Source organism: Rhodopseudomonas sp. BR0M22 (assembly GCF_010907035.1).
Taxonomy (GTDB): domain Bacteria; phylum Pseudomonadota; class Alphaproteobacteria; order Rhizobiales; family Xanthobacteraceae; genus Rhodopseudomonas.
Map to the genome: position 1 here is coordinate 18,811 of NZ_QUMK01000010.1, position 20,176 is coordinate 38,986.

Annotated in this window: 18 protein-coding genes and 1 pseudogene; 9 read left to right on the forward strand and 10 right to left on the reverse strand. The window is 65.7% G+C overall.

Features of this window, described 5'->3' with window-relative positions; translation table 11 throughout:
- Positions 1 to 50: 50 nt before the first annotated feature.
- From DY468_RS04805 to DY468_RS04835, 7 genes are all read right to left on the reverse strand, one after another.
- Entirely contained in the window at positions 51 to 515 is a 465-nt protein-coding gene (locus DY468_RS04805; RefSeq protein WP_011157342.1) for a GFA family protein, read from the reverse strand.
- Positions 512 to 2,383, reverse strand: coding sequence for a methylmalonyl-CoA mutase family protein (locus DY468_RS04810; protein ID WP_164602898.1), 1,872 nt, complete (start codon positions 2,381 to 2,383; stop codon positions 512 to 514). The genes DY468_RS04805 and DY468_RS04810 overlap by 4 nt, the downstream gene beginning before the upstream one ends.
- 157 nt (positions 2,384 to 2,540) lie before the next feature.
- On the reverse strand, positions 2,541 to 3,032 hold the full coding sequence (folK, locus tag DY468_RS04815; protein ID WP_164602900.1) for a 2-amino-4-hydroxy-6-hydroxymethyldihydropteridine diphosphokinase: 492 nt from the start codon (positions 3,030 to 3,032) through the stop codon (positions 2,541 to 2,543).
- A gap of 1 nt (position 3,033) precedes the next feature.
- Entirely contained in the window at positions 3,034 to 3,399 is a 366-nt protein-coding gene (gene folB / locus DY468_RS04820) for a dihydroneopterin aldolase (RefSeq protein WP_164602902.1), read from the reverse strand.
- Entirely contained in the window at positions 3,396 to 4,253 is an 858-nt protein-coding gene (gene folP, locus DY468_RS04825; protein WP_164602904.1) for a dihydropteroate synthase, read from the reverse strand. Before folP ends, folB begins: the two co-directional genes overlap by 4 nt.
- A gap of 65 nt (positions 4,254 to 4,318) precedes the next feature.
- Positions 4,319 to 4,726 carry a DUF4332 domain-containing protein gene (locus DY468_RS04830; protein WP_164602906.1) on the reverse strand — a complete coding sequence of 136 codons (408 nt, stop codon included), beginning with the start codon at positions 4,724 to 4,726 and terminating at the stop codon, positions 4,319 to 4,321.
- 17 nt (positions 4,727 to 4,743) lie between these two features.
- Positions 4,744 to 5,115, reverse strand: a complete 372-nt coding sequence (locus DY468_RS04835; protein ID WP_164602907.1) for a DUF2267 domain-containing protein — start codon at positions 5,113 to 5,115, stop codon at positions 4,744 to 4,746.
- A 330-nt stretch (positions 5,116 to 5,445) separates the two neighbouring features.
- Between DY468_RS04835 and DY468_RS04840 the strand changes: the two genes are divergently transcribed.
- The 7 genes and pseudogenes from DY468_RS04840 (at position 5,446) to DY468_RS04870 (ending at position 14,356) form a co-directional block, all read left to right on the forward strand.
- On the forward strand, positions 5,446 to 7,056 hold the full coding sequence (locus tag DY468_RS04840) for a helicase HerA-like domain-containing protein (RefSeq protein ID WP_164602909.1): 1,611 nt from the start codon (positions 5,446 to 5,448) through the stop codon (positions 7,054 to 7,056).
- A 204-nt stretch (positions 7,057 to 7,260) separates the two neighbouring features.
- Positions 7,261 to 8,667, forward strand: a complete 1,407-nt coding sequence (locus tag DY468_RS04845) for a M20/M25/M40 family metallo-hydrolase (RefSeq protein ID WP_164602911.1) — start codon at positions 7,261 to 7,263, stop codon at positions 8,665 to 8,667.
- A 343-nt stretch (positions 8,668 to 9,010) separates the two neighbouring features.
- Positions 9,011 to 11,305: pseudogene (locus tag DY468_RS04850) on the forward strand (TonB-dependent receptor).
- Between the two features lie 112 nt (positions 11,306 to 11,417).
- A complete protein-coding gene (locus tag DY468_RS04855) occupies positions 11,418 to 12,152 on the forward strand; it encodes a DUF4198 domain-containing protein (protein ID WP_164602913.1) in 735 nt (244 codons plus the stop codon).
- A complete protein-coding gene (locus DY468_RS04860; RefSeq protein WP_164602915.1) occupies positions 12,149 to 12,430 on the forward strand; it encodes a DUF3649 domain-containing protein in 282 nt (93 codons plus the stop codon). The genes DY468_RS04855 and DY468_RS04860 overlap by 4 nt, the downstream gene beginning before the upstream one ends.
- A 64-nt stretch (positions 12,431 to 12,494) precedes the next feature.
- On the forward strand, positions 12,495 to 14,072 hold the full coding sequence (locus tag DY468_RS04865; protein WP_246700882.1) for a PepSY-associated TM helix domain-containing protein: 1,578 nt from the start codon (positions 12,495 to 12,497) through the stop codon (positions 14,070 to 14,072).
- A complete protein-coding gene (locus tag DY468_RS04870) occupies positions 14,069 to 14,356 on the forward strand; it encodes a DUF3325 family protein (RefSeq protein WP_164602919.1) in 288 nt (95 codons plus the stop codon). The genes DY468_RS04865 and DY468_RS04870 overlap by 4 nt, the downstream gene beginning before the upstream one ends.
- A 24-nt stretch (positions 14,357 to 14,380) precedes the next feature.
- Here the strand turns inward: DY468_RS04870 and DY468_RS04875 are convergent, their stop codons facing one another.
- Positions 14,381 to 16,291, reverse strand: a complete 1,911-nt coding sequence (locus DY468_RS04875; protein WP_246700883.1) for a methyl-accepting chemotaxis protein — start codon at positions 16,289 to 16,291, stop codon at positions 14,381 to 14,383.
- Positions 16,292 to 16,854: 563 nt separating this feature from the next.
- Positions 16,855 to 17,637, reverse strand: a complete 783-nt coding sequence (locus DY468_RS04880; RefSeq protein WP_164602923.1) for a class II aldolase/adducin family protein — start codon at positions 17,635 to 17,637, stop codon at positions 16,855 to 16,857.
- 260 nt (positions 17,638 to 17,897) lie between these two features.
- Between DY468_RS04880 and DY468_RS04885 the strand changes: the two genes are divergently transcribed.
- Positions 17,898 to 18,776 (forward strand): DUF308 domain-containing protein, encoded by an 879-nt coding sequence (locus tag DY468_RS04885; protein ID WP_164603010.1) that lies wholly within the window; start codon positions 17,898 to 17,900, stop codon positions 18,774 to 18,776.
- Positions 18,777 to 18,967: 191 nt separating this feature from the next.
- A complete protein-coding gene (locus DY468_RS04890) occupies positions 18,968 to 19,384 on the forward strand; it encodes a Ros/MucR family transcriptional regulator (protein WP_164602925.1) in 417 nt (138 codons plus the stop codon).
- 7 nt (positions 19,385 to 19,391) lie between these two features.
- Here the strand turns inward: DY468_RS04890 and DY468_RS04895 are convergent, their stop codons facing one another.
- Entirely contained in the window at positions 19,392 to 20,132 is a 741-nt protein-coding gene (locus DY468_RS04895) for a 3-oxoacyl-ACP reductase family protein (RefSeq protein WP_164602927.1), read from the reverse strand.
- Positions 20,133 to 20,176: the final 44 nt, after the last annotated feature.

The following is a 20,176-nucleotide window of genomic DNA, read 5'->3' on the forward strand; positions in this document are numbered from 1 at the left end:
TCACTACAGCCCATCGTAGCACGGCTGCCGTTTCTCGTCATTTCGTCGGGTTAATCGTGGTCCGGCTGCTGATAGCTGAACACCTGTGCCAGCCTGTCGGGCCCGTAGTTCTGCAACGTGGTCTTGCTCGGCAGGTTCGCGATCGTGCCGGTCCAGCCGAGCCTCGCTTCTGTGCCGTATTGCATGGTCGGGACCACCCGGTCCGGCCGATCGAAAGTTCCGGTCAGGATCTCGATGCTGTCGCAGAACATCAGCCGATAGCCCAGCGGGGTGCCGCAGTCCTTGCAGAAGTCGCGCTCGGCCACCGAGGAGGAGCGGAACGACGCAGGCTGGCCGCGGGTCCAGGCAAAGTTGTCCTTGGCGACCTCGGCCATCGAGGCGAACGGTGCCCCGGTCGCCTTCTGGCACATTCGGCAATGGCACAGCGCCGTGCTCAGAGGCGGGGCCGACAGCGCGTAGCGGATCGCGCCGCACTGGCAGCCGCCGGAGAGCACCGCTTTGCCGGTCCCCGTCATGCCGCTTCGATGCCCTTCCAGGCGTCGCTGAGCGTCGCCAAGGCGTCGCCACCGGCGAACACGAACTCCTGCACCCCGGCTTCGCGCAGCGCGCTCTCCTGCTCGCCGGGGCGGCCGGCCAGATAGATCCGCTTCGCGCCCGCGGAGCGCAGCGCCTGGGCGGCGGCGGCCGCATAGGTCGGGTAGGTCTTGTCGGACGAGCACAGGCACGCGAACGCGGCGCCGGATGCCTTGAAGGCGTCGGCGAGCGCAGCGGCGTCGGTGAAGCCTTCGCTGTCGACCGCCTCGATGCCGCCGGTCTCGAAGAAGCTCTTGGTGAAGGTGGCGCGCGCGGTGAAGTCGGCGGGCGTGCCGAGATTGGCCAGGAACACCTTCGGCCGCGACGCCTTGGCGGCCAGCACGGCGTCGGACTTGTCACGCAGGGTCTCGAACGGGGTCGCCAGACGGATCGGCGTCAGCGCCGTGAAGCTGATCTTCGCCTCACCGGCGGGCGGCACCTCGGCCGGCTTGACGTCGAGCACCTTGGCCTGTGCCTCGTGCAGGTTCGGGAATTCGGAGGCGCCGGTCAGAACGTCGCGACGCTTGGCGATCGCCTTGTCGCGGGCCGCACGGCTGGCCGCGACCTTCGGCTGGATCAGCCCGGCCTGCAGGGCGGCCAGCGCGCCGCCGGCGCGCTCGATCTCCTGGAACTGGGCCCAGGCGGCGTCGCACAGCTCCTTGGTCAGCGCTTCGATGCCGCCGGCACCGGCAGCCGGATCGGCGACCTTATCGAGGTTGGATTCTTCCAGCAGGACCAGCTGCGTGTTGCGGGCGACGCGGCGGGCGAATGCGTCGGGCAGGCCGAGCGCCAGCGTGTGCGGCAGCACCTGCACCGAGTTCGCACCGCCGAGCGCGGCGGCGAAGGTCGCCATCGTGGCGCGCAGCATGTTCACGTAAGGATCGCGCTGGGTCAGCATCCGCCATGCGGTCTCGGCGGCGGCGACCAGCGGCTTCGGCGCGAGGCCGCAGGCCTGTTCGATCCGCGCCCACAAGAGGCGCAGCGCGCGGAACTTGGACAACGTCAGGAACTGATCGGCATCCGCGGACAGACGCGCATAGATCATGCCGCGGGCGGCATCCAGCGCGACGCCGGCGGCCTCCAGCGCGCGCAGATAGGCGACGCTGCAGCCGAGCACGTAGGCCAGCTCCTGCGCCTCCGAACCGCCGGCATCGTGGATCACGCGGCCGTCGGCGACCAGGAACGGGCCCTTGAAGCCGGCGCCGGCGAGGCCGGCGGCGACGTCGCCGAGGCCCTTGGCGATCTCGCTCCACTCGGTGGCGCTCGCGCCCTGCACGGCGCGCGCGCCGAGCGGATCGATGCCGAAGCGGATGTCACAGGCGGCCGGATCGGTGCCGCGGCTCTTGATCAGGTCGGCGAGGTGGCGGACCACGTCACAGGATTGCGGCGGGAACTGCAGTTCGATCGCGATGCCGGCGTCGAGGTGGACCCCCTCCAGCACCTGCGCGATCGCTTCCTGAGTGGCCGGCAGACCGAAGCCGCGCGCGCCGACGCTGCCCGCGAACACCAGCGTCAGGCCGGTGGCGCCGTTTTCGAGGTCCTGCAGAGCCTGCTTGTTGGCTTCCTTCGGCTCCGGGTGATCGACCCGCTGCATGATCCGCCACGGTGCCGCGGGAGCGCGGCCGGCGATCGGCGCGGCGTCGCGCGCCCGCACGTAGATCGGATCGATCTGGATGCCGTCGTAGCTCTTGCTGATAAGCTTCTCGAACGGTGCGCCCTTCAGCACGCCGTCGACCAGCTTGCGCCAGTCTTCATAGCCGGCCGGGGCGAAATCGGCGGCGAGCCGCAGCTCTTGGTTTGCAGAAGACATCGGTGAAATCGAACTCCCAGAATACCGGAACGTGATTTGGCCGGAAAATGCCACGTGCGGACGGCGATGCCAAACAGTTGTTTGAGGCAATAAGGACGAGATTGCGCCCTGTGCACTGCGGCGGACCGTGTTGCGGGATATTCCCAGAAGCAGCGGCTCAGCCGCGGTCCGGCAGCCGTTCGATCCCGGCCGTCGATAGCCCGGCGAGGACGTCTTTCAGCGAGCGGCCGGCGATCACCTGATCCGGCACGATGTCGAGCAGCGGCACCAGCACGAAGGCGCGCTCGAACAGCCGCGGATGCGGCAGCGTCAGGTCCGGCCGATTGATCACCGCGTCGTCGTAGGCGATCAGATCGAGATCGAGCGTCCGCGGTCCCCAGCGCCGTTCGTGGGCGCGGTCGCGACCGAAGCGCCTCTCGATCTTGTGCAGCGTAAATAAGAGCGCATGCGGATCGAGCGCAGTTTTGATTGCCACGCAGGCGTTGACGAAGCGGTCCTGCTGCTCATCGCCCCATGGCGGCGTCGCGTAGTCCGGGGAGCGCGCGAACAGTTCGGCCTGGGTCATGCCGCAGATGTTGGCGATCGCCTTGTCGAACGTGGCGCGGACGTCGCCGACATTGCCGCCGAGCGCGATCAGGGCGCGCGGCATCTCAGCTCCGCCTGCGGGTGATGATTACGCCGACGTCGTCGAAGATCGCGGGGATCGGTGCGTGCGGCTTGTGCACCGTCACCTTCACCGCGGTGATCTTGTCGAAGCTCGTCAGGATCGCATCGGCGACTGCGCCGGCTGCGCGTTCCAGCAGCCGGTAGTTGGCGTCCTTGAACGCCGCGGTGGTACACGCCACCACGTTCGAATACGATACTGTATCCGACAATTTGTCGGTACGAGAGGACTCGGACAGATCGGCGGTAAGCTCGAGGTCGATCACGAAGCGCTGGCCGACTTCGGTCTCGTGCTCCATCACGCCGTGGCGGGCGTGCAGCACCAGGCCTGTAACGAAGATGGTGTCGTTCATCGGCTGTCCCTGATGGCTTGTGCGACTTTCAATGCTTGCGACGTCGCGGCGACATCGTGCGCGCGGATGATCCTGGCGCCGTTCTCGACGGCGATCAGATGCGCGGCGAGCGAACCGCCGAGCCGCTGCTTCGGCTCGCTCGGCACGATCGTACTAATAAAGCGCTTGCGCGAGGCGCCGACCAACAGCGGCCTGCCGAACACTGCGAACTCGCGCAGCCGAGCCAGAGCGATCATGCTCTGCTGCGGCGTCTTGCCGAAGCCGATGCCGGGATCGAGCACGATCAGCTCCTCAGCGATGCCGGCCTTGGTGGCGATCGTCAGCGAGCGTTCGAAGAACGCGTTGATGTCGGCGACGATGTCGATGGCTGGATCGGCGGCGTCGCGGTTGTGCATCGCGATCACCGGGGTGCGGCGCGCAGCAATCACGCCCGCCATCTCCGGATCGCGCTGCAGTCCCCAGACGTCGTTGGCGATCGCCGCGCCATGGTCGAGCGCCCAGGCGGCGACCTCGGCCTTCATGGTGTCGATCGACACCGGCGTGCCGAGCGCAACCACCGCTTCCAGCACCGGCTGGAGCCGCCGCAGCTCTTCGGCCGCGGAGACCGGCTGGGAGCCGTAGGGGCGAGTGGACTCCGCACCGATGTCGATAATCTCGGCGCCATCCGCGATCATCTCGGCCGCATGGGCACGCGCCTGCTCGGGCGCGAGATAATCGCCGCCGTCGGAGAACGAGTCCGGCGTGACGTTGAGAATGCCCATCACCGCCGCGGCGGGACGCGCCAGCAGATCGCGCAGCTGTGGCGGCTTGGCCGGAGCGGCGGGCGATGCGGGCAGCGATGAGGAAGCGGTCATGCGCCAGCGCTTTGCGCGGTCCGCGAAAGCCTGTCAAGCGGTGGGCTGCGTGGGCGCGCCGGACCTTAGTAGGTGATTTTCAATGGCAGCTTGCGCGCCTGTTCGATCAGTTGACCGACTTCTTTCTCCGAGGGCAGCGAGCGCACCAGTTTGCGCTGGAGATTCGCCTCTTTCATATTTTGCGCCAGCCGCGCCGGGTTGCGGTGGGTGAACTCGCGCAGGGTCGAGACCCCGGCGGCGCGCAACAGGTCGGCCTTGGCCTTGCCGAGGCCGGGAACCCGCATGCAGTCGGCGAGGTTGGCCCATTGCAGCAATTGCTGCTCGGCCAGACCGGTCTTCGCGGCGAGCGCCTTGCGGCCCTTCACGGTCCGGGCGGCTTCGAGCAGCGCTTCGGTGGTGCGAATTCCTACCGATTTCAATTTGCTCGCGGCGACTTCGGTGATGCCGTCGAGCTGGGAAATTGGATATGTCATGGCACTCGATACGAGGTTCAGGTGAACTGGCGGAGCCCGGGCGTGCCTTCGATGATGGCGCCCATTTGATCCGCCCCGATTTTGTCGCGGCCGGCCTTGAATAGTTCGCGGGCAATCGTCTGGATTTCGGAGACGCTGAGTCCGAGCCCGAGCAGTCTGGTGCCCATCGCCATCACGCCGCCGCCGCCGATCAGGCGGCTCAATCCGCTGCGCGATGCGTCCGCAGCTTCGATTGCGGCTTCGGCGCCCGAAATGCTGTCGATCAAGGCCTGGACCGGTTGCTGCGGTCCTTCATTGCGGAGAAAGGCGAGAATAATGCCGATGGTTTTGCCGGCAACAGACCGGTCCAGACCGGCCTTGTCGGCCAGTCTTTCAATCAACTCGTCCATCACGCCCCCGCCACGCCGGCTGTTCGATGCCGGTCCATGTTGTCGGATCATCCTGATCCGCTCTGCCACGAAACACAAGCGACCCCCGTGATCGTGGCAGTCGCCGCGCGCGATTCGCTTCGTCAGTGTTGCAACATTGCAAAATCGCGGTGCCACATACTCTTTCGAGCAAGCGGGAATCTACGCACCAGACGTTGTTGCGCGTGGTAGGGTGAATATCGCGACAACGTCTCGCCGCGATCGTCGTTGAATGGTTCCGATGGCGCAGGCAGGATGCGTGCGGCACCGGGCGACCGATCGCCGGGAATTTCTGAGCGAGGAAACAACAAGATGGCGGCGAGCGGCATCGCGAGTGGTGATACCGACGGCAAGATTTTTATCGGGAAGGGCGAGCAGCCGGCGTGGCTGTCATTGAATCTCGCCAATCGCCACGGCTTGGTGACCGGGGCCACCGGCACCGGCAAAACCGTCTCGCTGCAGGTGATGGCGGAGGGCTTTGCCCGCGCCGGCGTGCCGGTGTTCGCGGCCGACATCAAAGGCGATCTGTCCGGCATCGCCGAGGTCGGCGAGGCCAAGGACTTCATCCTCAAGCGCGCCCAGGAGATCGGGCTGAAATTCCAGCCCGACCAGTTCACCACGGTGTTCTGGGACGTGTTCGGCGAGCAGGGCCATCCGGTGCGCGCCACCGTTTCCGAGATGGGACCGCTGCTGCTGTCGCGGATGCTCGATCTCAACGACGTGCAGGAGGGCGTGCTCAACGTCGCGTTCCGTGTCGCCGACGACATGGGCCTGCCGTTGATGGACATGAAGGATCTGCGCGCGATGCTCGATGCGATCGCGCCGATCGCGCAGAAGGTCGCCGAAGCCGGCGACGTCAATGCCGATATCCGCCAGGCCGCGCAGTCGCTGGGCAACGTCACCAAGCAGACCGTCGGCACCATCCAGCGTCAGCTTCTGGTCCTGGAAAATCAGGGCGGCGAGAAGTTCTTCGGCGAGCCGGCGCTGCAGCTCAAGGACTTCATCCGCACCGACAGCCAGGGCCGCGGCCTCGTCAACATTCTCGTCGCCGACAAGCTGATGAGTAATCCGCGGCTGTACGCCACGTTCCTGTTGTGGATGCTGTCGGAGCTGTTCGAGGAGCTGCCGGAAGTCGGCGATCCCGACAAGCCGAAGCTGGTGTTCTTCTTCGACGAGGCGCACCTGCTGTTCAATGACGCGCCGAAGCCGTTGATGGACAAAATTGAACAGGTGGTGCGGCTGATCCGCTCCAAGGGCGTCGGCGTGTACTTCATCACCCAGAACCCGATCGACGTGCCGGATCGGGTGCTGGCGCAGCTCGGCAATCGGGTGCAGCACGCGCTGCGTGCCTTCACGCCGCGCGATCAAAAATCAGTGGCGGCGGCCGCCGACACCTTCCGGCCGAACCCGAAGCTCGATACGGCGAAGGCGATCACCGAGCTCGGCAAGGGCGAGGCGCTGGTGTCGTTCCTCGAAGGCAACGGCACGCCGGCGATGGTCGAGCGCGTGCTGGTGCGGCCGCCGTCGGCGCGGATCGGACCGATCACGCCGGAGGAGCGCAAGGCGATCATCGCCGCGAGCCCGGTGCGAGGCAAATACGACACCGCGGTGGATTCAGAATCGGCCTATGAGAAGCTGCGCGCGCGGATCGAAGGCAAGTCCGCCGGTGACGAGGCCGAGCCCGGCAGCGGTGGCCTGTTCGGCCAGCTCGGCAGTATGGTCTCGACGATCTTTGGCACTAATACGCCGCGCGGCAAGCTCTCCACCGGCCAGGTGGTGGCGCGCAGCGTCGCCCGCACTGTCGCCACCACCGTGGTCGGCGGCCTCGCCGCCGAACTCGGCAAGAAGGTCGGCGGCTCGCTCGGCAGCTCGGTCGGCCGCTCGATCGTGCGGGGCACGCTGGGCGGAATGCTGCGACGGTGAGCGAGACGTCCGCGGTTTGGAAAGATGCGCGCGGCAGCATGGTTCGAGACGGCGCTGTGCGCCTCCTCACCATGAGGCTGTCCGAGATCGCCGCGTTCGCTGTTTGCGACATGTCGCAGCTTCCTCGTCCTGAGGAGCGGCCGTTACGCCGCGTCTCGAAGGGCGAGGCCGCGGTATCCGACACATCTGAAGAAGGAAGACACCATGTCCGCCAGCTCTCACGTTCAAACAGTGCTCGGCCGCGCCGATGCCGATTTCGACTCCGCCTTGCAGCGGCTGTTCGCACTGCTGCGGATCAAGTCGATCTCGGCTGATCCGGCGTTCGCGGCGGACTGTAAGGCGGCGGCGGAGCATCTTCGCGCCGACATCGCGTCGATCGGATTTGACGCCGAGGTGAGACCGACCGCCGGTCATCCGGCGATCGTGGCGAAGGCCAAGGGCAACACCGGCAACCGGCCGCACGCGCTGTTCTATGGCCACTACGACGTGCAGCCGGTCGATCCCCTGGAGCTGTGGCATCGGCCGCCATTCGAGCCGGTGATCGCCGACCATGCCGACGGCCGCAAGATCATCGTGGCGCGCGGTGCGCAGGACGACAAAGGCCAGCTCTCGACCTTCATCGAAGCTTGCCGGGCCTGGAAGGACGCCACCGGCGAACTGCCGATCGACCTGACCATCGTGATCGAGGGCGAGGAGGAGGTCGGCTCGAAGAACTTCGTGCCGTTCCTCGATTCGCATAAGAAGGACCTCGCCGCCGACTTCGCGCTGGTCTGCGACACCGGGATGTGGGACCCGGCGACGCCGGCGATCACCACCTCGCTGCGCGGCCTTGTCTATGAAGAGGTGAAGATCAAGGCGGCGAACCGCGATCTGCATTCCGGGGTTTATGGCGGCGGTGCGCAGAACCCGATCCGGGTGCTGACGCGGATTCTCGGCGGCTTGCACGACGAGCACGGCCGCATCACCATTCCGGGCTTCTACGACGGCGTGAAGGATTTGCCGCCGGAGATCCTGGCGCAGTGGAAGGGACTGAACCTGACCGCCGAGAGTTTTCTCGGCCCGATCGGGCTGTCGATTCCGGCCGGTGAGGACGATCGTCTGTTGATCGAGCAGCTGATCTCGCGACCGACCTGCGACATCAACGGCATCGTCGGCGGTTACACCGGCGAGGGATCGAAGACCGTGATCGCGGCGGAAGCCTCGGCCAAGGTGTCGTTCCGCATCGTCGAAGGGCAGGACCCCAACAAGATCCGCGATGCGTTCCGCGCTTATGTCACCGCCCGGCTGCCGGGCGATTGCCGCGCCGAGTTTCTCGATCACTCCAACGGCGCAGCGATCGCGCTGCCGTGGGACATGAAGCCGCTCACCGCGGCGAGCCGCGCGCTGACCGAGGAGTGGGGCAAGGAAGCGGTGCTGATCGGCTCCGGCGCGTCGATCCCGATCGTCGCCGATTTCAAGCGCACGCTCGGGCTCGACAGCGTGCTGATCGGCTTCGGTCTCGACGACGACAACATCCATTCGCCGAACGAGAAGTACAACCTCACCAGCTTCCAGAAGGGCATCCGTTCATGGGTGCGGATTCTCGGCGCGCTGGCTGACGCACCGCGCTGAAACACCTCCGCGTCAGATCGTCACCTCGCATTGCGCGAGTCCTGCTCCGGATTTGCGCCACCGCGCGCAAATCCGGAATCCTTCCAAATTGGTTCCATGGCTGTTTCGCTTCCGCGCGGTGAGTAGCAAACTGCGCGAAGCTGCGATGCGCCAAGGTGTTCCTTGGCGCCGGGTCGCCGCGTTGCATTCACCGGCGTGATACCGAGCGGAGAGGTCGTTTACTAGACTCGTTCTAAGCGCCGCGCGCTTGCTATGGGCGCGTGTATATCAATTCTAAATCGCATCCGTTGCCTCACCATCCCTCATCTCCTACCCGGACACCGACGAGTGACGGGGGCGTGGTGTGAGCAACTTCAAGGCTAGCAACAATCGTTTGTATTTGGGCGTCGCGACCGGCGTGCTGACGCTGTGCGCGGCCGGCCTCGCGCCATCCTCGGCACCTGCCCAGGAGTCCGAAGCGCGCGTGTTGCCGCCGGTCTCGGTCGACGCCCCGCAGCAGCGCGCGGCGACCCGCACCGCGCCGCCACGCGCCACGCCGCAGCGCGCCGCGCGGGTAGCGCCGCGCCGCGCCGCCGAGCCGCCGCCCCCACCGGCCGCGCCGCCGACAACGATGGGCTCGACCCGCACCATCGGCGCGCCGGCGCCGGCCTATGCGGGCGGCCAGGTGGCGCAGGGCGGCACGCTCGGCCTGCTCGGCGCGACCAGCGTGATGAACACGCCGTTCAGCACCGTCAATTTCACCTCGCAATTGATCGAGAACCAGCAGGCTCGCACCGCCGCCGACACGTTGATCAACGATTCCTCAGTGCGGCTGTCGACCGGTAGCGACGGCTTCGACGACACTTTCATCATCCGAGGCTTCGAGGTCAGGGCGACCGACGTTGGCCTCAACGGTCTGTATGGCCTCGCATCGTCGCAGCGCGTTCCGGCTCAGATCATCGAGCGGATCGAGTTGCTCAAGGGTCCAGGCGCGCTGATCAACGGCATCGCGCCGAGCGGAGCCGTCGGCGGCGGCATCAACATCGTCACCAAGCGTGCTACTGACGAGCCGTTCTCGCGACTGACGCCGTTCTTCATGAGCGCGGCGAATTACGGATTGCATCTCGAGACCAGCCAGCGGTTCGGCGCGAACAAGGAGTGGGGCGTTCGCTTCAACGGCGTTGGTCGTAACGGTGAAGCCTCGATCAGAGACGGAAATTTCCAGTCGGGTCTGGGTGCGGTGGCGATCGACTATCGCGGCGATCGGCTTCGCTGGACGCTCGATCTATTCTCGCAAAACGACAACACCGACAACTTCCGCCCGCAGATCAGCCTGCTGCCGACCGCCACCGCGATTCCGGCGCCGCCTGATGCACGCAGCAACTGGTATCCCGACACGAGGCTGCGCCAGAAGGACAACACGGCCGCAACCGCTTTGGAATACGACCTGACCGACTGGCTGACCGCCTATGCGGGCGTTGGCTATCGTGATGGCTCGAACTACCAGACCTTCCCGCGCTCGGCGACGGCGGTGGATGCGCTCGGCAATTTCAACGTCCAGAATACGTATTACGATTCTTACACCAAGACGGTTAGCGGCAATGTCGGCTTCCGTTCGCGGTTCGACACCGGCTTCATCGGTCACAAGCTCAACGTTGCCTATACCGGGTTCTTCCAGGAGGCGGGCAACGCCTACATCCAGGGCGGCACGACCGCGTCCAACATCTACAACCCAGCGCCGCTTCCGGCGGTGACACTCGACCGATACTCGCCGCGGCACGCCTCCGACAGCACGCTGACCAGCGTCGCGGTGGTCGACACCATGTCGTTCCTGAACGAGTCGGTACTGCTGACGCTCGGCGGTCGTCATCAGATGGTGAAGCAGGAGAGCTACGCCACCACCGGCACCAACATCGGCGCGTTGACCTCGACTTACGACGCTAGCGCTACGACACCGCTCGCCGGTATCGTCGTCAAGCCGTGGACCAACGTGTCGCTGTATGCCAACTACGCCGAGGGTCTCACGCGCGGCACCATCGTTGGCGGCAACTTCTCGAACGCTGGCACGATCCTGGCGCCGTACAAGTCGAAGCAACAGGAGGCCGGCGTCAAGGTCGACTGGGGCGCCATCACCACCACCGCAGCGGTGTTCCAGATCGCCCGTCCGAGCCTGATCACCACCGCGGCCAATGCGCAGGCCTACGACGGCGAGCAGCGCAACAGAGGCCTGGAGCTGAACCTCTAAGGCCTGATCCTGCCCGGGCTGCGTGGCATGGCGAGCGCGACGTTCATCAACCCCGAACTGACCAATCCGACCGACCCGACGCAGCGCGGCAACGCCGCGGCCGGCGTACCCGACAAGACGTTCTCCGCCGGGCTGGACTGGGATACGCCATGGGTCCGCGGGCTCGCGCTTAACGGTCGAGTGATCCACACCGGCAGCGCCTATCTGACCACGGCCAACACGCTGAGCTTCCCGGGCTGGACCCGTCTCGATATCGGCGCGCGCTACACCACGACGGCGCTCACGGGCAAGCCGGTCACCTTCCGCGCCAATATCGAGAACGTCACCGGCGAGACCTATTGGCTCACCACCGGCACTTACGTCACCGTGGGTGCGCCGCGCACCTATCTGCTCTCGGCGGCGTTCGATTTCTGATCGAACGCGCGCAGCGCACGCAACGACTTCATGCCCGGCCTTCGTGCCGGGCATCCACGTGTCGGATGCCTGTCGTCCGGCACGCGATCTCTAAGCCAACAAGGAGCACCGCATGAACAAGCTCTCTCTCGCCATTGTTGCGCTGCTCGGCGCCGCCGCGCCCGCGCAAGCGCATCAGATCTGGATCGAGCAGGCGGATGGGCAGGCCGTGGTGCGGTTCGGCGAGTTCGGCGAGAATCTGCGCGAAGCGTCGCCCGGGCTGCTCGACAAATTCGCCAAGGTGACGGCGACGCTGCTGTCGGCCAAGGGCGAGCAGAAGGCCGAGGCGAGCAAGGCTGCAACCGGATTCACGCTGCCGTTCGCCGCAAAGGCGGGCGACAGTATCGTGGCCGAGGATGCGAGCTATCCGCTGTACACCTGGAAGCAGCAGGACAGGGACGTGCGGAACTGGTTCTATCCGGCCGCGCGACTGATCACCGGCTTTGCCGCGCAGCAGCCGAAGCTGGTGCTCGATCTGGTGCCGACCGGTCAGCCCGGTCAGTTCAAGCTGGTGTTCAAGGATCAGCCGAAGCCGAAGACCAAGGTGACGCTGACGACGCAATCGGGTTGGGCCAAGGAAGCGCACACCGACGCGCAGGGGCTGGTCAGCTTCGACATGCCGTGGCAGGGCGTTTACGTCGCCGAAGTCAGCCACAACGACAAGACCGCGGGCGAGCGCGCCGGACCGAACGGCACTGAACCTTATGACGCGGTGAGCTACGCCACCACCGTCACCTATGAGAAGGCCGACGGGCTGCCGCCGCTTCCGCCTGGTCCGCCAGCGACGCCGGCCGCGCCGCGCAAATGACGGCGCGGGCGCATCGCCTCCGGTCGATCGGTGCGCTGACGTCGCGCATCGTTGCGGCGCTGTTCGGCGGCTACGGGCTTGCGGCGCTTTGCAGCGTCGCGGCGCTGGCGCTGCCGATCAGCAAGCCGCAGGCGGTGCTCACCGGCCAGCTCGCGAGCTTCGCGGTTTGTACGGCGGTCGTGATCTGGGCGTTCGCGGCGCGGAGTGCACTGGCCGTGTGGATCGGCCTTGCGCTGGTCGCCGCGGTGCTGGCGCCGCTGGCTTGGTCGGCCTCCTGATAAGACGCGAGGTGTGACGATGCCGCATGATCAGCACGCCAAAGGCCCCGGGTTCCGGCAGAGTATGTCCGGCCTGCATACCTGGACCGGGCTGCTACTCGGCTGGGTTCTGTACGCAATGTTCCTCACCGGCACGGTGTCGTTCTTCAAGGACGAGCTGTCGCAGTGGATGCGGCCGGAGCTGCCGCGTCTCACCCAGCCGCTCGATCCGGCGGTGGTGGCGCAACGGGTCGCCGACGAAATCGGACGGATCGCGCCGAACGCATCGCAGTGGAGCATCAAGCTCCCCGACGGGCGCAGCAACACCGTCTATGCGTTCTGGCGGACTCCCGGCGTCGGGAAGGGGGCACCTGGGTTCGGGCAGGATTATTTCGACCCGATCACCGGCCATCGCGCCGAGGCGCGGGAGACGCTCGGCGGCGATTTCTTCTACCGCTTCCATTTTCAGTTTTACTACATGTCTCCGTTCTGGGGACGATTGCTCGCGGGTCTCGCCGCAATGTCGATGCTGGTCGCGATCGTGGCCGGCGTGATCACCCACAAGAAGATCTTCACCGATTTCTTCACCTTCCGCTGGGGCAAGGGCCAGCGCTCCTGGCTCGATGCCCACAATGCGCTCTCGGTCTTCGGGCTGCCGTTCCATGTGATGATTACCTATACCGGGCTGGTGACGCTGATGGCGCTGTACGTGCCGTGGGGCGAGCGCACCGCCATCAAGACGCCGGCCGAGCGCCAGCAGCTCACGGCCGAACTCAGCGCGTTCATTCGCGCCGACAAGCCGGGCGGCGACAAGGTTCCGTTGGGGTCGATCGAGGCGATGGTTCGGCAAGCGCAGCAGCGCTGGGGGACGACCGATGTCGGGCGCGTCAACTCCGCCAATCCGGGCGACGCGACTGCTCGCGTCGCGGTGACCCGTGGCGATGCCGGGCGGGTATCGATGAGCCCGGACTATCTGGAGTTCGATGGCGTTACCGCAAAACTCCTTAAGGTGCACGATCACGTCGGCGCTGCGGCGGAAACCCGAGGCGTGCTCTACGCGCTGCATATCGGACGGTTCAGCGACCTCGAGACCCGGTGGCTGTACTTCATCGTCAGCTTCATGGGCACCGCGATGGTCGGCACGGGTCTGGTGATGTGGACGGTGAAGCGGCGGCAGAAGCTGCCTGATCCGGAGCGGCCGTTTTTCGGATTCCGCCTGGTCGAACGGCTCAACATCGCCAGCATCGCAGGCCTGTCGATCGCCATGACGGCGTTCCTGTGGGCGAACCGTCTGTTGCCGAACGCGATGGCGGATCGCGCGTTCTGGGAAATCCATGTGTTCTTTATCGTCTGGGGGCTGACCTTGCTCCACGCTTTGCTGCGGCCTGCAAAGTCGGCATGGGTCGAGCAGCTTTGGACGGCTGCTGCGCTGCTGGCGCTGATCCCGGTGCTGAATGCTGCGACCACGCAGCGCCCGCTGTGGCACAGTCTGGCGAGCGGCGACTGGGTGTTCGCCGGCATAGACCTGATGTGCGTGGCGCTGGCGCTGCTGCACGCGGTGCTGGCGATCCGCACTGCGCGAAATAGCGCAAGGCTACGTCCACCGCGGAGCGCATCGAAGCGGGGAGGGATCCCGGCCATGTCGCGCGAGGCCGCAACGTGAGCCATACTGTCGCGCAGCTTCTTTGCCTGGTGGGCTTTTCGGCTCTGGCGTTCGGATTGCGCCGGCCGCAGCACGACATCCTGCGTCGCTCGCTGCGGCGCCCGGTAGTCCTCGCGCTCCGCGCCGTCGGCGCCTGTGCGCTGCTGGCGGCGCTCGCCGTGCTGGTCGACGCCTCCGGCTGGGGCTTCGGTCTGGTAAAGTTCAGCGGCCATACCACGCTGGCGGCGGCCTTGGTTTATCTTGCGTTGATCGGCTATGGCCGCAGGTCCGCAATGCGGCAGTGATCGAAGCTCTTGGTCGGCGGCGCGCTAAGCCGAACGCACCGAGCCGAGGAAGCCTACGACCTCCCGCCGTAGCACGTCGCTATCGGTGGCCAGCGACTTTGCCGCAGCGAACACGTCGCGCGAGGCGCTCTCGACGTGTTCGGCACCGCGCTGGACCCGTTCGATACTGGTCCCGACGTGAGCCGTCTCAGCGGCGGCCTTGGTGACGTTGTCGGACATCGCCCGCGTCTCGTGGCCCTGCCGCTCGATCGCCGACGCGATGGTGGAGATGGTTTCGGAGATGCGTTCGATCAGGCCTACGATCTCGTCGATCGAGCCCGCCGACGAGCGAGTTGCATGCTGAATGTCGGCGACCTGCCGCTGGATGTCCTGGGTGGCCTTTGCGGTCTGTTCGGCGAGGGCTTTGACTTCGAAAGCGACCACCGCGAAACCGCGCCCGGCATCGCCGGCGCGCGCGGCCTCGATCGTGGCGTTGAGCGCCAAAAGATTGGTCTGCCGGGCGATGGTCTGAATCATCCCGACGATGTCGCCGATGCGATCGCCGGCGCGCGCGAGTTGAAGGACGTGCTCGCTGGTTTGCCGGGTCTGCTGCACCGCTGCGGCCGTCATCGTGGTCGACTCGACGATCCGTCGGCCGATGTCATCGACCGAGGCGAGCAATTGCTCGGCCGAAGCCGCCACCGTTCCGACACAGGCGCTGACTTCGGACGACACCGAAGCGGTGGCTATCGTGAGCTGGCGCGACGTCTCCGCGGTTTGCGTCAGCGAGCCTGCCGACGCTTCCAGCGAGGACGATGCTTGGAAGACGGTCTCGATCACTTTGCCGACCGCGACCTCGAAGCTGTCGGCCAACGTGCTCATGTCCGCCTTGCGACGGTTGGCTTCGACCTGCTGCTGCGCGATCTTGGCTTCAGTCTCGTCGCGCGCCGCTCGTTGCGATGCAGCCTTGAAGGCTTCGACAGCGCGCGCCATCTCGCCGATCTCGTCGCTGCGTTCCAACCCCGGCAGCACCGCCTCGAAATCCCCTGCGGCGAGCCGCTGCATCGCCGCGGTGGTGCGTGTCACCGAGTTGGCGATGCGCTGCCCCACCAGCAAGGCGAGCGCCGCCATTGCCAAGGTGACGCCGCCGACGATCCAGTTGAGCAGGCTTCGGACCTCGGCTGCGCTCGCCTGCGAGGCGCGATAGCGTGCCTCCGCGCTCGCCACCAGCGCATCCAGAGTCGGCCGGTTGCGGGCGAACACCGAGGCGAAGTCGTCGATTTCTTCGTTCAGACTCTGCTGGCTGACCATGAAGGCGAGGAAGCTCGATTTGTAGCCGCCGATCAGGGCAGTCAGTTCCTTCGCCTGGTCGGCAGCAAGATTGCTCTTGGTCAGCGCGGCGGCGAAGTCGGAGGCATGCTCGATCAGGGCATCGCCGTCCTTCTCACGTCCCTTCTGAATGAACTCTTTTTCCAGACGTCGCATCGTCAGCATCAGCACTGATAGGCGAGGATCGTCGATCTCGGCCAGCTTCGCTTCGAGCCGCCTGGTTGCATCGTGCAATCTGCCCTGCAAACCATCCTGCTCTCTGAGACCGAGCACGCGCTTGGCTGACAGCAGATTCTGGAAACGCGTGAGATACAGATTCAAGCCGGCCAGCAGTGCGGTCGATTGCTTGGTCGCTTCGTCGCCTTCCGATTGGCCGAGACGCCGCTCGATGTCCTGTAGTCTGCTCTTCGCCGACGCTGCGACGGCGTCATGCTTCGCGATCAGCTTTTCGTCGGATGTGCGCAGGAATTCGTGCGCGATCAGTCCGGCTTGCAGATAGTCCGACGACAGTTGCATCACGTCGAAGCGTAGCGCGACGCTTGCGTCGGACCGATGCTCCGCCTCGGCGGCCGATCGCAGGCCGACGAGGCAGGCCGCGCCAACCAGTGCGACCCCGATCAGTCCCAATAATGCGATCTGAATACGGAGGCCGATCTTGATGCGATTGAAGGGCGATTTCAGGAGGCGTTTCGAGGCGGAGTGCAACTGACGCATTGGGTGGCCGGAGCTCGTGACAGTTTTGCGAACGTTGTGTGTTCGTATCTCGCCGATTTGTTAGTTGTCGGCGCGCCACCCATGGACCGCAGACGACAACATTCGGTAAATCGACGAAGCAGATTTGTCGAAGAGAGGCAATTCGAGAAGCGATTGATTACTTGCGCGAGTGTACTGTGTCGCTGGCTAGCGCCGCGGTAGTGGCGGGGAGCGCGACGAAATAATTACGTCACAAATCGAGGCGGCTCGAGCCTGCGTGGCAGGCCGACGCAAAAACGCCGCCCGGAATTGGGCGGCGTTTGGATTCCGATAGCGTAGAGGGTGATGCAATAATCATATCATCGTGGCGTCGGATTTCAACCTTCGACGATCAGAGCGTCATTGCTGTGCGAGGATGAGAATCCGGCGAAGCAATCCATAGTCTTGGTGGACCGGCTGAATTGCTTCGCTGGCGCTCGCCATGACGGGGATAGGTCTCAGCTCCGATAGCTCGGATCGATGCGGTCGAGCTTGCGCAGCAGCGGCGGCCACACCAGCTTGGTCGAGCGCAGCTCCATCGCGTCGCGGTTGGCGATCAGGTCGTGGTTCTTGTCGATCACCATCTTTTCGAGCGGATAGGCGGTCGGGCCGAGCATCTTGGTGCGGACCTGCATCGTGCAGGCGCGCTCGAGATGATACATCCGCTCGAAAGCCGAGGCGACGGTGCGGCCGACCGTCAGCGTGCCGTGATTACGCAACAACATGTGGTTCTTGTCGCCGAGATCGCGCTGCAGGCGCGGACGCTCGTCGTGATCGAGCGCGACGCCTTCATAGTCGTGATAGGCAAGGTCGCCTGTGACGAAATGCGCGGTCTGGTTGATCGGCAGCAGGCCGTCCATGCAGCTCGCCACCGCGGTGCCGTCCGCGGTGTGCAGATGGATGACGCAACCGGCGTCCTCGCGTACCTCGTGGATCGCCGAATGGATGGTGAAGCCGGCCGGATTGATCTTGTACTGGCTCTGCGTGAGCTGGTTGCCGTCGAGATCGACCTTCACCAGGCTCGAAGCGGTGATCTCGTCGAACATCAGCCCGTAGGGGTTGATCAGGAAGTGATGCTCAGGACCGGGCACCCGCGCCGAGATGTGGGTGTCGACCAGATCGTCCCAGCCGTACAGCGCGACCAAGCGGTAGCAGGCGGCGAGGTTGACCCGCTGCTCCCATTCGGCCTCGGTCATGTCGGCGGGAACTTCTCTCAGGCGTGCGGCTTCGGCTGGCGACATGCGTTTCCTCTTCGTGTGGGCGCCGTTGCCCGGCGCGTTGACGTGGCGGAAGCCTAGTGCTGCGAATGTCTTGCAGCAAGCGTCGACCGAAGCGCGGCAGGCATGTGGCGGGGCGCTCCGAGCCGGCGGGAAGCCCCGGAGGCTTGCAACCGCGTGTCAACAAGTTGTTCGCAAAGCTCTGCGGCGATTGCCGATCTGGGACGGATGACGCTATCGTAACGAGGGTTGCCGTGGCGATCCGCCCCGGCGTGGAGTTGAGAATGGTATTGCTTCTGGTCGCCGGCATCGTCTTCCTGCTGGCCGGAGCGGCGTCGATTGTCGTCGGCGTCCCGGTCAAGGAGTTCAGCTTCGGCAACACGTTGATCTTGTCGGGCGTGGTGGGCGCATGCACCGGTGCGCTGCTGCTTGGGCTGTCGGCAGTGATCCGTGAGCTGCGGCTGATCGGCTCTGGCTTGGCTGCCGACGAGAGCGAACCGAGCGTTGCCAGGGCTCCGACGCGCGCGACGTTATCGTCGTTGCCCGTGGACACGGACAGCGACACGCTGTTTCCAGGCGAGCGGCCGGAGCCGTCATTGCCGCCAGCGCAGCCGCTGCCGGCGGCAGCGGAGCCAGCGGGAGCGGCGCCGTGGCAGCAGGAAGCCAGCGCGCGCGACCGGCTGCGCCAGCGCGCGGCCCCGCCACTCGAGATCAAGCCGCCTCCACCGCCGCCTGGCGACAGCGCGCGCCGAGCCGCCCTGGAAGCCGAGGAGGATGAGACGTCTCCGCCGAAGCGGCGCAATCTATTGTTTGCGTCGTCCCGGCGCGAGCGGGAACGGGCCGCCCAGACCGGCGGCGATGCGTCAACCGGAGATCTGCTCGGCGGGGCCGCGACCAGCTTTCACGAATCTTGGTCGCAGATGCGGACTGATGCGGACAGCAACGAGGCTGCGCCGGCACAGGAGCGCTCGGGTCTCTTGGAGCCGACCCCGGCGCCGCGCAGTGAGGAAATGCAGCAGGTGACGGTGCTGAAGTCCGGCGTCGTCGACGGCATGGCCTATTCGCTGTATTCCGACGGCTCGATCGAGGCGCAGATGCCGGAAGGCATGATGCGGTTCGAGTCGATCGACGAGCTTCGCGACCATCTCGAACAGCGCGGCTGATGCGCGCTCGGACCACGTTTCATCTATTAGTCTACCTTGCTCCATAGTATTGCCGACAATAGACTTCGGTATCGGCAAGGTTAGAGTCGTCGCCTGCTGGCGATGTGCCGTTGAGCCGAGTATCCCGGACAATTTGATCAACGCGCCCGCGGCCCGCCGCGCGCGCTCGGACGAGCGACGAAGGACGGCCGATGAGTGACACCACGGGCAAAAGCTATGTCGAGCTGACCGCATCGATCGTCTCGGCCTATGTCAGCCACAATACCACCCAGGCCAGCGAGATCCCGGCGCTGATCGCGCAGGTTCACGCCGCGCTGCAGCGGCTGTCTGCCGGCCGGCCGGAGGCGGCGCCGCAGGAGCCTTCGAAACCGGCAGTGCCGGTGAAGAAGTCGGTGACGCCCGAGTATCTGATCTGCCTGGAAGACGGCAAACGCTTCAAGTCGCTGAAGCGTCATCTGCGCACCCAGTACAAGATGACGCCGGAGCAGTACCGCGAGAAGTGGGGGCTTCCCGCGGACTACCCGATGGTGGCGCCGAACTACGCCGTCGAGCGCTCGCAGCTCGCCAAGAAGATGGGGCTCGGCCAGCAGCGCCGCCGACGCAAGTAACGCCGCGTCAAGCCGAGAAGCCGGCATCCGCGGTAATCATCGCGCCGGTGATCAGGCCGGCGGCCGGGCTGGCCAGGAAGGCGACCACGGCCGCGATCTCTTCCGCTTTGCCATAGCGGCCGAGCGCCGTCAGGCTGCGGAGCTGATCGGCCTGCTGGCCATCGGCCGGATTCATATCGGTATCGATCGATCCCGGCTGGACCAGATTGACGGTGACGCCCTGCGGTCCGAGCTCGCGCGACAGGCCACGCGTGAAGGCGTGCAGCGCCGACTTGGTCATCGCGTAGACAGTCGAACCCGCGAACGGCACCCGCTCGGCCAGCGTCGAACCGATCGAAATGATCCGTCCGCCCTGTCCGAGGTGCGGGATAGCGGCCTGCGACGCGAGCACCACCGCCCGCACGTTGATGTTCAGCAGCGCGTCGATGTCGGCGAGGCTGAGTTCGGTGATCGGCCCGACCCGGCCGATGCCGGCATTGTTGACCAGGATGTCGAGACCGCCGAGGCCGGACACTGCTGCCTCGACCGAATGCCGCACCGCGGCCGGGTCGGCGCTGTCGGCCTGGATCGCCACACCGCGGCGGCCCTTGGCCTCGATCGCCCGCACCACTTCGGCGGCGCGCTCGGCCGACCGCTCATAGGTGATCGCGACGTCTGCCCCCTTGGCGGCCAATTCGATCGCAATTCCCGCGCCGATGCCGCGCGAGGCACCCGTGACCAATGCCCGCTTGCCCGTCAGCTCAACCATGTTGTCCTCTATTTTGTAATGATCGATATGGAAATTGCTATGTG

Coding starts and splice junctions, on each gene's coding strand:
- DY468_RS04805 (WP_011157342.1), bottom strand. CDS start 515: ATGACGGGGACCGGCAAAGCGGTGCTCTCCGGCGGCTGCCAGTGCGGC.
- DY468_RS04810 (WP_164602898.1), bottom strand. CDS start 2,383: ATGTCTTCTGCAAACCAAGAGCTGCGGCTCGCCGCCGATTTCGCCCCG.
- folK (WP_164602900.1), bottom strand. CDS start 3,032: ATGCCGCGCGCCCTGATCGCGCTCGGCGGCAATGTCGGCGACGTCCGC.
- folB (WP_164602902.1), bottom strand. CDS start 3,399: ATGAACGACACCATCTTCGTTACAGGCCTGGTGCTGCACGCCCGCCAC.
- folP (WP_164602904.1), bottom strand. CDS start 4,253: ATGACCGCTTCCTCATCGCTGCCCGCATCGCCCGCCGCTCCGGCCAAG.
- DY468_RS04830 (WP_164602906.1), bottom strand. CDS start 4,726: ATGACATATCCAATTTCCCAGCTCGACGGCATCACCGAAGTCGCCGCG.
- DY468_RS04835 (WP_164602907.1), bottom strand. CDS start 5,115: ATGGACGAGTTGATTGAAAGACTGGCCGACAAGGCCGGTCTGGACCGG.
- DY468_RS04840 (WP_164602909.1), top strand. CDS start 5,446: ATGGCGGCGAGCGGCATCGCGAGTGGTGATACCGACGGCAAGATTTTT.
- DY468_RS04845 (WP_164602911.1), top strand. CDS start 7,261: ATGTCCGCCAGCTCTCACGTTCAAACAGTGCTCGGCCGCGCCGATGCC.
- DY468_RS04855 (WP_164602913.1), top strand. CDS start 11,418: ATGAACAAGCTCTCTCTCGCCATTGTTGCGCTGCTCGGCGCCGCCGCG.
- DY468_RS04860 (WP_164602915.1), top strand. CDS start 12,149: ATGACGGCGCGGGCGCATCGCCTCCGGTCGATCGGTGCGCTGACGTCG.
- DY468_RS04865 (WP_246700882.1), top strand. CDS start 12,495: ATGTCCGGCCTGCATACCTGGACCGGGCTGCTACTCGGCTGGGTTCTG.
- DY468_RS04880 (WP_164602923.1), bottom strand. CDS start 17,637: ATGTCGCCAGCCGAAGCCGCACGCCTGAGAGAAGTTCCCGCCGACATG.
- DY468_RS04885 (WP_164603010.1), top strand. CDS start 17,898: ATGGTATTGCTTCTGGTCGCCGGCATCGTCTTCCTGCTGGCCGGAGCG.
- DY468_RS04890 (WP_164602925.1), top strand. CDS start 18,968: ATGAGTGACACCACGGGCAAAAGCTATGTCGAGCTGACCGCATCGATC.
- DY468_RS04895 (WP_164602927.1), bottom strand. CDS start 20,132: ATGGTTGAGCTGACGGGCAAGCGGGCATTGGTCACGGGTGCCTCGCGC.